The following is a 12,573-nucleotide window of genomic DNA, read 5'->3' on the forward strand; positions in this document are numbered from 1 at the left end:
GCGCCTTGATGACGAACGATCCCGGCGCGGCGCTGTCCCTGCTTTGCTTGGGCACCGGTCTTGGGCTTCCTGCCCAAGCCGTTCACTGCTTCGCAGTTCACCCGGCGCAATCTGGTATGCCATTTTCCGGCAATCGCCTTATTTCAAATGGACCCGCACGAGGTGGCGCTCATGAAGTCCCTGCAAGGTGGTATCACGGCACTGTCGATCTGGGTTTTCTGTGTGACGGGAGCCGGTGCGGCAAAGATCGAACAGACGCCCTATACGGAACAGAAGGTCGTCTTCGACTTCTACTTCGACGACCCGCAAAAGGCCGGTCCCGCGCTCTTTTGGGTGCGCTCATTGCTGAACCCGCTGATGGACGACCCCTACGGATACGCACCGGAGTTCATGGATATCAAGGTGGTGATCCACGGGACCGAGATCGTTACGTTGGCGAAAAAAAACTATGAGAAGTATCGCGATATCGTGGAGCGGATGCGCTATTACAGCGATCTTGGTATCGAGTTTCGGATCTGCGGTCTGGCGGCGGAGGACTATGGCTACACCGAAGACGACCTGCAGGATTTCGTGGTCGTGGTGCCCTCAGGGATCACCGAGCTCGCGCACTGGCAGCTCATGGGCTACGCCCTGATCAAACCCGAGGTGACGGACAAGAAATTCGCCATCGAGGACATCCGCTGACGGGACTGCACTGATCCCGAATATGGCTTTCGGGACCGGTTGGTTAGCGCTCGGCGACAAGCGCTAACCGGTACGCTAACAAGGCATTTCGTTGAGGGGGGTCCGGTGATCTGGTATTCTGCGGCCCCGTCTGGATGGTACAGCCGATTCCCATTTTCACCTGACGACGGGGGCCCCGTGAGCCGATTCGTATTCATCACTGGTGGCGTGGTCTCGTCGCTGGGCAAGGGGATCGCCGCCGCTTCCCTGGGCGCAATTCTCGAGGCGCGCGGCCTCAAGGTCACGCTGATCAAACTGGATCCCTATATCAACGTGGATCCAGGCACCATGAGCCCGTTTCAGCACGGCGAGGTATTCGTCACCGACGATGGTGCGGAAACGGACCTCGACCTGGGCCACTACGAACGCTTCGTCCGCTTCAAGGCGGGCAAGCGTAACAACTTCACCACCGGCCAGATCTACGAGAACGTCATCCGCAAGGAACGACGCGGCGCGTATCTGGGTGGAACGGTTCAGGTGATCCCCCACGTCACCGACGAGATCAAGGCCTGCATCCGCAAGGGGGCGGGAGACGCGGACGTCGCCCTGGTGGAGATCGGTGGTACGGTGGGTGACATCGAGTCGCTGCCGTTTCTCGAGGCGATCCGCCAGATGGGCGTGGAACTGGGCCGCGAACGCGCCATTTTCATCCACCTGACGCTCGTGCCCTACATCGCCGCGGCCGGCGAGATCAAGACCAAGCCGACGCAGCACTCGGTGAAGGAGCTGCGCTCGATCGGAATCCAGCCGGACATCCTGCTGTGCCGTGCGGACCGTCCCCTGCCGGAAAACGAGCGGCGCAAGATCGCGTTGTTCACCAACGTCACCGAAGAGGCTGTCATCACTGCGGTGGATGTGAAGGACATCTGTGAGCTGCCGCTGTGGTTTCACGCCCAGATGCTGGACGAAATCGTGGTCTCCAAGTTCCGGCTTGTCCGCCCCCCCGCCGATCTGAGCGACTGGCGTGCCGTGGTACATGCCAGGGAGCATCCGGAGTCCGAGGTCAAGGTCGCCATGGTCGGCAAGTACGTCGACCTGACCGAATCCTATAAATCCCTCAACGAGGCGCTTTCGCATGCGGGAGTCCATTCCCGCACCAGGGTCAATATTGAATACGTCGATTCCGAGAAACTCGAGCAGGACGGTCCGGATGCGCTCCAGGACGTGGATGCCATCCTGGTGCCCGGGGGATTCGGAGAGCGCGGGATCGAGGGCAAGATCGCCGCGGCCAGACTGGCCAGGGAGCAGGGCATTCCCTATCTGGGCATCTGCCTGGGTATGCAGGTGGCGGCGATCGAGTTCGCCCGCCACGTCGCCCGTCTGGACGGTGCGCACAGCACCGAATTCGACCGGGAGTCGCCCCATCCCGTGATCGCGCTGATCACGGAGTGGCAGGACCACGATGGCAGGATCGAGCGGCGGGACGAGAATTCCGATCTGGGCGGCACCATGCGGCTCGGCGCACAGCCCTGTCGCCTTCGTCCGGGGACGCTGGCCCACCAGATGTACGGGCAGGACGTCATCAAGGAGCGCCACCGCCACCGCTACGAATTCAACAACTTCTATCGCGATCCGTTGACGGCGGCGGGGCTCGTCATCAGCGGCACCTCCCTGGATGATGCGCTGGTGGAGATGATCGAACTGGACGATCATCCCTGGTTCCTCGGTTGCCAGTTTCACCCCGAGTTCACCTCCACGCCACGCGATGGACATCCCCTGTTCACAGGGTTTATCCAGGCGGCCAGACGCAGGCGCGAGATACCGCCGGCGGACCAGGAAGATACCCCCAGAGCCGAAGCGGTATGAATCTTTGCGGGTTCGAAGTCGGTCCGGACCGACGCATCTTCCTGATCGCAGGTCCCTGCGTGATCGAGAGCGCGGCGCTGGCGGTCGAGACGGCCGGTCGCCTGAAGGAGATGACCGCAGCGCTCGACCTGCCCTTTATCTACAAGTCATCCTGGGACAAGGCGAACCGATCCTCGCTGGAGAGCTATCGGGGCCCCGGGATCGAGGAAGGCCTGAAGATACTCGAGAAGGTCAGGCGTGAGATCGGCGTACCGGTGCTCACCGACGTCCACGAGGAAACGCTGCTCGAGGAGGTGGCCTCTGTCGTCGATGTATTGCAGACACCGGCCTTCCTGTGCCGCCAGACCAACTTCATCCTCGGGGTCTCGCGGCAGGGATTACCCGTCAACATCAAGAAGGGTCAGTTCCTCTCGCCGTGGGACATGAAAAACGTCTCCGACAAGGCCCGGTCGACCGGAAACGAGCAGATCATGGTCTGTGAACGCGGCGCTTCGTTCGGTTACAACAATCTGGTGTCCGACATGCGGTCGCTGGCCGTTATGCGCGAAACCGGTTGCCCCGTGGTTTTCGACGCCACGCATTCGGTGCAACTTCCGGGTGGGCAGGGCGCGCGCTCCGGCGGCCAGCGCGAATTCGTGCCCGTGCTCGCCCGTGCGGCGGTTGCAGCGGGCATCTCGGGGTTATTCATGGAGACCCATCCCGACCCGGAGCGTGCCCTCAGCGACGGGCCGAACGCCTGGCCGATGGACCGCATGGCGGACCTTCTGGCGCGGCTGGTTGGTCTCGACGAGATGATCAAATCGAGACCTTATGAAGAATCGGACCTGGTATGACCGGAGCGGGCGCCGGCCGGTGACTATCAACTCACTCGCCAGAGGACATTGCACGACTCCCCGGAAAAAGCGGTATCCTATGCGTTCCGGTCGGTTCCCGCTGGAAGGAACGGCTGTGTGTGGTCACCCCAGAGGACTGCCGCCGCCCCGGTCTAACCGAAGAATATGCGACCCTCCCCGGATTCTTTATTTCTATGAAATCACAAGGAAAAACCGATGTCTGAGATTGTCAATATTGCGGCGCGCGAGATTCTGGATTCCCGAGGCAACCCCACGGTTGAGGCCGATGTCACCCTCGGATCGGGAAAGCGTGGGCGAGCGGCGGTACCTTCCGGCGCCTCGACCGGCTCACGCGAGGCGATCGAATTACGTGACGGGGACGCCGGCCGCTACGGGGGCAAGGGTGTCGGCCGGGCGGTGGGGAACGTCCGCGGGGAGATCCGCGAGGCCCTGCTCGGCATGGAGGCGTCGGACCAGGAGAAACTGGACCGTCGCATGATCGAACTGGACGGGACGGAGAACAAGGAAAGGCTGGGCGCCAATGCCCTGCTGGCTGTTTCGATCGCCGCGGCACGGGCCGCGGCGGCGGAGAACAACCTGCCGCTCTACCGGTACCTCGCCGAAGGCGATGCCTTCGTCATGCCCGTGCCGATGATGAACATCTTGAACGGCGGAAGCCATGCGAGCAACAGCGTGGATCTGCAGGAGTTCATGATCATGCCGGCCGGAGTCGGGTCGCTCGGCGAAGCGGTGCGCTGTGGGGCGGAAATTTTCCACGCGCTGAAGGGCGTACTGAGCAAGCGTGGGCTGAGTACGGCCGTAGGCGACGAGGGAGGGTTCGCCCCCGACCTCCCCTCCAACGAGGCAGCGGTGGAGACCATCCTGGAGGCGATCGAAAAGGCGGGATACCTCCCGGGTCAGGACGTCTGGCTCGCCCTGGACCCCGCGAGCTCGGAATTCTATCGGGACGGGAAATACGACCTGGCGTCCGAGGGCCGGCAACTGGAATCGGGGGAGTTCATCGACTACCTTGCCGACTGGACGGCGAGGTATCCGATCATCAGCATCGAGGACGGGCTCGCCGAGGGTGACTGGGAAGGCTGGGAGTCGATGACGCGGGAACTCGGCGACAAGGTGCAACTGGTCGGGGACGATATCTTCGTGACCAACACGAAGATCTTTCGCGAGGGGATCGAGCGGGGTGTGGCCAACTCGATCCTCATCAAGCTTAACCAGATCGGCACGCTCACCGAGACCCTCGAATGTATCCGGGTGGCGAAGGATGCGGGATACACGGCGGTCATCTCGCACCGTTCCGGCGAGACCGAAGACGTCACCATTGCGGATCTGGCGGTGGCGACCGGTGTCGGCCAGATCAAGACCGGCTCTCTGTCGCGGACCGATCGTGTCGCCAAGTACAACCAGTTGCTGCGCATCGAAGAGGAACTGGGCGAAGGCTGCAGCTACGCGGGACGCGGCGCCCTCAAACAACTCGGTTGACGGTGGCCCTCCGTTTCGAATTTGGATCAACCAGGCAAGGGAGTGCGCCAAGAACCGGAGGCGTGAGGCGCCAGCGGTTCCCGGTCCGCGACCCGGCGTGAGGCTGCTGCTGCTGTTGCTCGTCGCGCTGCTCGCCGCCCTCCAGTATAAGCTCTGGTTTGACGACGGGGGCCTTCGGGATGTCTGGGAACTGGAGCGATCGCTGGCGGCGCGCATGCAGGAGAACACGCGGTTGCGGGAAGGAAACCGGGCGCTCGAGGCGGAGGTGGAGGATCTCAAGACGGGCCTCGAGGCCTACGAGGAACGCGCGCGCCTCGAGATGGGCATGATCGGCGAAGGGGAGACATTCTTTCGCGTCGTGGAGCCGGAAGCCGGACGCGAGGCCGCAGAAGGCGGCTCGGCTTCGGGGGAGACAGGAGAGTGACTCGCGCGGGATCAGCCGGCGCCTGCGATCTCTTCTCCCTTCCCAGCCCCCAGCAAAGGTCTGAGATACCTGCCGGTCCAGGACCGTTCCACTGCCGCAATCGCGCGCGGCGTGCCGGCGGCGATCAGCTCGCCGCCCCGGTCGCCACCCTCGGGCCCGAGATCGATTACCCAGTCCGCAGTCTTGATGACATCGAGATTGTGTTCAATCACGATGACGGTATTTCCACGGTCACGCAGGCGGTGCAGGACGTGCAGCAACTGATCGACGTCGTGGAAGTGCAGACCGGTCGTCGGTTCGTCGAGGATATAGAGCGTGTTCCCCGTGTCGCGTCGGGAGAGTTCGCGGGAAAGTTTCATTCGCTGCGCCTCGCCCCCCGACAGGGTCACCGCGCTCTGGCCCAGCGTGATATAGGACAACCCGACGTCCATCAGGGTGTCCAGCTTGCGCTTTAACGGGGGGACGGCATGGAAGAAGTCCCTTGCGTCCTCGACTGTCATATTCAGGACCTCGTGGATATTGCGGCCCCGGTAGAGGATGTCGAGGGTCTCCCGGTTGTACCGCTTGCCGCCGCACACGTCGCAGGTGACGTACACGTCCGGCAGGAAATGCATCTCCACACGAATGACTCCATCTCCCTGACAGGCCTCGCAGCGGCCGCCCTTGACGTTGAAGCTGAATCGGCCCGGGGTGTAGCCGCGCGAGCGCGCCTCCTGCGTCCCGGCGAACAGTTCCCTGATCGGCGTGAAAAGGCCCGTATAGGTCGCGGGGTTGGACCGTGGGGTGCGGCCGATGGGACTCTGGTCGATGTCGATGACCTTGTCCAGCCCATTGGCCCCCTCGATGCCGCTGCAGGCGGCGGGACTCGCATGGGCGCCGTTAAGCTGGTGGGCGAGAAAGGGATACAGGGTGTCGTTGATCAGCGTGGACTTGCCCGAGCCGGATACCCCGGTGACGCAGGTGAACAGGCCCAGCGGAATCTCGACGTCGATTCCCTTGAGGTTGTTGGCCGTGGCGTGGCGGATGCGGAGGAGCCGCCGATCGTCCCGCGACGTGGGTGATTCCGGTACCGGAATCACACGCGCTCCCGACAGGAACTGACCGGTGAGCGAGGCGGGGGCGGCGGCGATCGCCGCCGCCGTTCCCTCGGCCACCACTCGGCCCCCGTGTACCCCGGCGCCGGGACCCATGTCCACGACGTGGTCCGCACTGCGGATGGCCTCCTCGTCATGTTCGACGACCACCACCGTATTACCGAGGTCACGGAGGAACTCCAGCGTATCGAGCAGGCGCCGGTTGTCCCGCTGGTGCAGGCCGATGGACGGTTCGTCGAGGATATAGGTGACACCGACGAGTCCGGACCCGATCTGGCTCGCCAGCCGGATGCGCTGGGCCTCACCGCCGGACAGGGTATCGGCGCTGCGCTCCAGGCTGAGGTAGTCGAGCCCGACATTGACCAGGAATTCCAGGCGCTGTCGAATCTCGTTGACGATCTTCGCGGCCACCTCACCGCGGTGGCCCGGCAGTTCGAGGCGGGAAAAGAACCGGGCAGCCTCGTCGACCGGTAGCGCGCTGACCGAGGGCAGGTTGATGTCGTCCACGAAGACGTGCCGTGCGTGGAGGTTCAGGCGCGTTCCTTTGCACTCCGGGCAGGGATGGACCGACAGATAGCGCGCCAGCTCCTCGCGGACGGCCTGTGACTCGGTCTCCCGGTAACGGCGCGTCATGTTGTGGATCACGCCCTCGAAGGCATGCGTGCGCTTGCGCTCCTCGCCCTGTTCGTTGCGGTAGGTAAACGGGATCCGGCGCCCTCCGCTGCCGTAGAGGACGACCCGCCGCGCCGTGTCGTCCAGCTCCCCGAATGGCCTCTCGATGTCGAATCCGTACGCCTCGGCCAGCGAGTGGATGATCTGGAAATAGTAGTTGTTGCGCCGGTCCCAGCCGCGTACCGCACCACCGGCCAGGCTGAGAGAGGCGTCGGCGACGACGAGATCGGGGTCGAAGAACTGCTTGACCCCCAGTCCGTCGCATTCCGTACAGGCGCCGGCGGGATTGTTGAACGAGAACAGACGCGGTTCCAGCAACGGCAGTCCGTAACCGCACAGCGGGCAGGCAAACCTGGCGGAGAACGCCATCTCTGTCTCCCCGCCGTCCATAGGGCGCACAATGGCGACGTCGTCGCCCAGTCGCAGGGCGGTCTCGAAGGACTCGGCCAGGCGCAGGGCGAGGTCGTCGCGCACCCGGAAACGGTCCACAACCACCTCGATACTGTGCTTGTGGCGACGGTCCAGCGGCGGCGCTTCGTCCAGATCCACGACCGCTCCGTCAATACGCGCCCGGATGAACCCCTGGGCGCGAAGGCTGTCGATCATCGCCTGGTGTTCGCCCTTCCTGTCCTTGACGACGGGGGCCAGGAGCATCGTCCGGCTCCCGGCCGGCAGCTCGAGCACGCGGTCCACCATCTGGCTCACGGTCCGCATGTCCAGATCGATACCGTGGTCCGGGCAGCGCGGTACCCCGGCCCGGGCAAAGAGCAGCCGCAGGTAGTCGTAGATCTCGGTGATCGTTCCGACCGTGGAGCGGGGATTGTGCGAGGTGGCCTTCTGGTCGATGGCGATCGAGGGCGACAGACCCTCGATCAGGTCGACGTCGGGTTTTTCCATCCGTGCGAGAAACTGACGGGCGTAGGCGGACAGCGACTCGACATAGCGGCGCTGGCCCTCCGCGAACAGGGTGTCGAACGCGAGCGAGGATTTCCCGGACCCGGAAAGCCCTGTGATGACAATCAGCCGGTCCCGCGGCAGGTCGAGATCGACGTTGCAGAGGTTGTGGGTACGCGCCCCGCGAATCCTAACGGTGTGCACGATGTCTCCGGTCGGTGTCAGCGGATCGCCTCGACACGCAGGTTTCGGCCTCTGGCAGCGTCGAGATGCCTCGTCGATTCGCCTGCTGGTGTGCCATCGCCAAGGTGTTTACGCAACCCTCCCAGCTTCCGGGCAAACTTGGTAATATACGTGGTTTGTTGTCTCAAGGGCATAGCAGCGACACCGTGGACGTCACCGATCACCGAGGCATGACCCCGCTCGAGCGTAGGGCGACCCTTTCGCTTGCCGGTGTGTACGCGGTGCGTATGCTGGGGCTATTCATGATCCTGCCGGTCTTCGCGCTCTATTCCGAGCAACTGACCGGTGTCACACCCTTTCTGGTAGGCTTGGCTATCGGTATCTACGGGCTGACGCAGGCCATGTTGCAGATACCGCTCGGTACCCTGTCCGATCATGTCGGACGCAAGCCGGTGATCATCGCTGGCCTCGCCCTGTTCACCGCCGGAAGTATCGTGGCGGCCATGTCGGACTCCATCCACGGCGTGATACTGGGGCGCGCGCTGCAGGGCTCCGGCGCGATCGCGGCCGCCGTCATGGCATTGGCCGCGGACCTGACTCGCGAGGAGCATCGCACCAAGGTCATGGCCATCATCGGGATGAGTATCGGCATGTCCTTTGCGCTCGCGCTGATCGCCGGCCCCATGCTGAACCAGCGCATCGGGGTCCAGGGGATTTTCTGGCTGACTGCCCTGATGTCGGTGGCCGCGATGGGGATCGTCGCGTTTCTGGTCCCTCGGCCGGTCCGCTCCCGCCGCCAGCGTAATACGGGGTTCGTGTCCTCCGCGCTGAGGACGGTACTGACTGATACACAACTGCTCCGGCTGGATCTGGGGGTGTTCGTCCTACATCTCGTCCTCACCGCCAACTTCGTCGTGTTGCCCCTGTTGCTGAGGGACCAGGCGGGTCTGGAGGCTGCGCGGCACTGGATGCTCTACCTGCCGGTCATGTTCGTTTCATTTGTGCTCATGTTGCCGTTCATCATCATCGGTGAGAAGAAGCGGATGCTGAAGCACGTCATGGTCGGCGCGATCGCGCTGCTTGTCCTGGCCGAGGGTTCCCTCGTCTATACCGCGGGTTCGCTGGCCTGGGTTTCCGTTTCCCTGCTCGGCTTCTTCGCGGCGTTCAACCTCCTGGAAGCCAGCCTGCCGTCTCTGGTATCAAAGATGGCTCCGCCCGATATCAAGGGCTCGTCTATGGGGGTGTACTCCACCAGCCAGTTCCTTGGTGCGTTCACCGGCGGTGCGCTGGGCGGGGCGCTGATGCAGTCCGGCGGCGCCGTGGCGGTCTTCGCGGGGGCGGCGGCATGCATCGTCGTCTGGCTGGCCGTGGCGTCGACGATGCGTAACCCCCGCTACCTCAGCAGTTATATCCTAAATATCGGGGCGCTCGACAGCAACCGGGCGCGCAACATGGCCGAGCGGCTCCACGCGATCAGTGGCGTGGCCGAGGCGGTGGTCATCCCCGAGGACGGCGTCGCTTACCTCAAGGTGGACCGGCGCGAGCTGGACGAGCGCCAGTTGCGGGAAATTGCGGTATCACCCGTCTGATTAACTGATAACATTACGATTTGTCCAATGCGCCGTGACTCGGGTCAATCGGTCGCCTGGCGGTAGCGAGCGAGTAATTCGTGGCCCGGAGGGCCACCTCCGTGTGGCACATTCGGGCGCGTGGACCCGAGGTGAAATGGGTTATCGGAAATGAAGGGGGGAAGGAATGTCCAGAGGCATCAACAAGGTTATCCTGATCGGCAATCTCGGTGCGGACCCGGAGGTACGCTATTCACCCAGCGGTTCAGCGGTGGCGAATCTGCGTCTCGCCACGACGGATAGCTGGCGTGACCGCCAGAGCGGCGAGCAGCAGGAACGCACCGAATGGCACCGCGTGGTGATGTTCGGGAAGCTCGGCGAGATTGCCGGTGAGTATCTGCACAAGGGTTCCAAGGTCTATATCGAGGGGCGCCTGCAGACACGAAAGTGGCAGGGACAGGACGGCCAGGACCGTTACACGACCGAGATCGTCGCCAACGACATGCAGATGCTCGACAGCCGCGGCGGCGGAACGGCGGCGTATGACCCGCAGCCGCCGGCCGTGTCCCGCTCGTCTGCCGACCAGGAGCGGCCCGCGGCGGCGCCGAAACCCGCCACCGTATCGGCGCCCCCCGACGATTTCGATGACGATATTCCGTTCTAGCAGGTATCCGTCCACAAGAACCTGGATTTTTCTTCTCCAGAGCTTGTTGGATCCGCTTCGCTCGATCCAACCTACTGATTTTCAATGATTAACGATATTGCGTAGGGTGGAACAAGCACAGCGGTTCCACCAATATGGGTGTTTGCGGACGCCAACCAACAGGAAACTTCACACGCCTTTGGTAAAAAATATCACTGAGGCAATCGCGCTCTGTCCCTAGCATATGAACCTCCTTAACACACGACTTCAGACAAGGAGGTCCATATGAAATACATCAAGTCCGCACTCCTCGCACTCGCCCTCGGTTTCGCTTCGGTCACATTCGCGCAACCCGTGGACATCAATGCGGCGGATGCCGAAACCCTGGCGACCGTCAAGGGCATCGGGCCGGCCAAGGCGGCGTCCATCATCGCCTGGCGGGATGCGAACGGCGCGTTCGGGAGCGTTTACGACCTGACCCAGGTCCGCGGCATCGGCATGAAGACCGTCGAGCAGAACGAGGCGATGCTGACGGTTGGCGACGCCGCGCAGAAGTAAACCTACCGAAAATCGTGCATGAAGGGGCGGCCTCCGGCCGTCCCTTCTCCGCCAGCCGCGGGACGGACATCGCGACAGGTTAAAGGATGAACATCAGACCCACGTTTCGGACGAATCCATACTTATAGAATCCCATACGGAAACACTCCCATCGCCTGCCCAGCCAGCCGAGATCGTACATGCCGACATACCGCGACACGGTGTCGTACCGTTCTCCGCTCAGATGTCCCGATTCCAGCAGCGCCCGTGCCTGACGCCGCGTCTTCAGCAAGCCGGATCTGAGCTGTTTCCTCCCTTGAATCACGTTGCTAAGTACGTACTCGAACTTCCATTCCTTTGCGCCGGTGTCGTTCGCATGGTGCTGCCGATATTTCACGGTTCTTTGATTCAGCACCTCGATCCTGCCGTCCGAAACCGCATGCAACGCCAACCACCAGTCGTGCATGATCGCGTCTTCGGGAATCGGCAGAGCTAAGTTCGCCAGGGCCCGGTTGATCAAAGTCGCACAACCCGTAACGCAGTTCTGCATCAGCAATCTTGGCAGAGACTGCATTCTCCTCGGATCGAGTTTCTGATGCCTCCAGAAACTGTCGGCCACCATCTCCAGATGCTCGTTTACGACGGTTAGGTCCGAATGAACCAGTATGGGCGTTGTCGTGCCGAATTCCTCCTCCAGTTGCTGTATGCGCTCCCGCAGCAGCCGGAGCTTTTCAGGGAGCCAGACATCGTCCTGATCGCAGAATGCAATATAGGGCGACGAACTGTTCCGCAACAGGTACTCGTAGGACTTGACCACGCCGAGTCGCCCGCCGGGCTCCTCCAATACTGTGATTTTGATCGGGTCCAGCGCTCGGAATCGTTCGATAACTTCTAGGGTATGATCGTTGGACGCATCGTCTCGTATGATCAGCCGCCATTCGCCGATATCCTGCCGGAAAATCGACTCAATCTGGTCGGCAAGGTAGCGAGCTCCATTATGTGTTGATAGCAGTACGTCGATTCGGCAATTGGATCCTATATTCTGCATGCGCGCGCGCAGCGGGAAGGGCGGGCGACATGTGATAACATTCTGCCGGCTCTAGATTGGAAGGAGATTTTCCACCATCCGATTATCTACCTTCCCGCTATGAATTACACCAGCCAACATTGAACCTCGATCAGCAGACAGACCTCCCCCCGCCCGGCGAGGCGTTCGAATGGCCGTTGCAGGCGATGCGGGAACGGGACTGGGAAACAGCCGCCGGACGTTGGGCCGTGTTGCGTCAGGTGTATCCCGGCCACCCAGCCCCGTGGGTTCAGGGTGCAGGCTCGCATATCGAAACCGGAGCGCTGGACCAGGCCGACAAGCTTCTGGCACCTGCGCGAAAGAGATTCCCGGCGACCCCGAACTCCCTTATTTTTTCGGCCGAGTTGGCGATGCGCCGGCGTGAATGGGAGGTTGCAGAAGAATATCTGCACCGCGCTCGAGCTGCGCACCCTGATGAATCGCGAACCTGGATGAAATCGGCGGAGTGTGCCGAGCAGCAGGGAAATCCGGAAAAGGCGGAGGATTTTAACGAGAAGGCACGCAGTCGCGATCCCGAAAACCCGGCGCCCTTCATTCAGCACGCCGAAATGGCCATGCGGTCCGGTCGATGGCAGCAGGCGCTCGATCGCTGGGAGGAGGTGCGTGCTC

Annotated in this window: 11 protein-coding genes; 9 read left to right on the top strand and 2 right to left on the bottom strand. The window is 62.6% G+C overall.

All coding sequences use genetic code 11. From position 1 onward, the window contains the following. Nucleotides 1-171: 171 nt before the first annotated feature. The 5 genes from LJE91_01075 (at nt 172) to ftsB (ending at nt 5,286) form a co-directional block, all read left to right on the top strand. Nucleotides 172-684: a DsrE family protein gene (locus LJE91_01075; protein ID MCG6867352.1), complete on the top strand. Its 513-nt coding sequence runs from the start codon at nt 172-174 to the stop codon at nt 682-684. A 177-nt stretch (nt 685-861) separates the two neighbouring features. Then, nucleotides 862-2,529, top strand: a complete 1,668-nt coding sequence (locus LJE91_01080; protein MCG6867353.1) for a CTP synthase — start codon at nt 862-864, stop codon at nt 2,527-2,529. Beyond that, the gene (gene kdsA / locus LJE91_01085; GenBank protein MCG6867354.1) at nt 2,526-3,362 is read left to right on the top strand and encodes a 3-deoxy-8-phosphooctulonate synthase; all 837 of its coding nucleotides are present in this window, start codon (nt 2,526-2,528) and stop codon (nt 3,360-3,362) included. Before LJE91_01080 ends, kdsA begins: the two co-directional genes overlap by 4 nt. Nucleotides 3,363-3,578: 216 nt before the next feature. Continuing rightward, the gene (gene eno, locus LJE91_01090; GenBank protein MCG6867355.1) at nt 3,579-4,862 is read left to right on the top strand and encodes a phosphopyruvate hydratase; all 1,284 of its coding nucleotides are present in this window, start codon (nt 3,579-3,581) and stop codon (nt 4,860-4,862) included. Nucleotides 4,863-4,959: 97 nt separating this feature from the next. Then, nucleotides 4,960-5,286 carry a cell division protein FtsB gene (gene ftsB, locus LJE91_01095; protein MCG6867356.1) on the top strand — a complete coding sequence of 109 codons (327 nt, stop codon included), beginning with the start codon at nt 4,960-4,962 and terminating at the stop codon, nt 5,284-5,286. An 11-nt stretch (nt 5,287-5,297) separates the two neighbouring features. Here the strand turns inward: ftsB and uvrA are convergent, their stop codons facing one another. Continuing rightward, entirely contained in the window at nt 5,298-8,150 is a 2,853-nt protein-coding gene (gene uvrA / locus LJE91_01100) for an excinuclease ABC subunit UvrA (protein ID MCG6867357.1), read from the bottom strand. Between the two features lie 209 nt (nt 8,151-8,359). On the opposite strand from uvrA, the gene LJE91_01105 reads away from it, so the two are divergent. The 3 genes from LJE91_01105 (at nt 8,360) to LJE91_01115 (ending at nt 10,898) form a co-directional block, all read left to right on the top strand. After that, a complete protein-coding gene (locus tag LJE91_01105) occupies nt 8,360-9,718 on the top strand; it encodes an MFS transporter (protein MCG6867358.1) in 1,359 nt (452 codons plus the stop codon). A gap of 166 nt (nt 9,719-9,884) precedes the next feature. Continuing rightward, on the top strand, nt 9,885-10,361 hold the full coding sequence (ssb, locus tag LJE91_01110; GenBank protein MCG6867359.1) for a single-stranded DNA-binding protein: 477 nt from the start codon (nt 9,885-9,887) through the stop codon (nt 10,359-10,361). Nucleotides 10,362-10,625: 264 nt separating this feature from the next. Then, nucleotides 10,626-10,898 carry a ComEA family DNA-binding protein gene (locus tag LJE91_01115; protein ID MCG6867360.1) on the top strand — a complete coding sequence of 91 codons (273 nt, stop codon included), beginning with the start codon at nt 10,626-10,628 and terminating at the stop codon, nt 10,896-10,898. Between the two features lie 79 nt (nt 10,899-10,977). Here LJE91_01115 and LJE91_01120 read toward each other — a convergent pair whose 3' ends face one another. Further along, nucleotides 10,978-11,925, bottom strand: coding sequence for a glycosyltransferase family 2 protein (locus LJE91_01120; GenBank protein MCG6867361.1), 948 nt, complete (start codon nt 11,923-11,925; stop codon nt 10,978-10,980). Between the two features lie 56 nt (nt 11,926-11,981). Between LJE91_01120 and LJE91_01125 the strand changes: the two genes are divergently transcribed. Beyond that, nucleotides 11,982-12,573: tetratricopeptide repeat protein (locus tag LJE91_01125; protein MCG6867362.1), on the top strand; the 592-nt coding region annotated here is incomplete at its 3' end.

This window comes from Gammaproteobacteria bacterium, from assembly GCA_022340215.1.
In the GTDB taxonomy this organism is placed as follows: Bacteria; Pseudomonadota; Gammaproteobacteria; order JAJDOJ01; family JAJDOJ01; genus JAJDOJ01.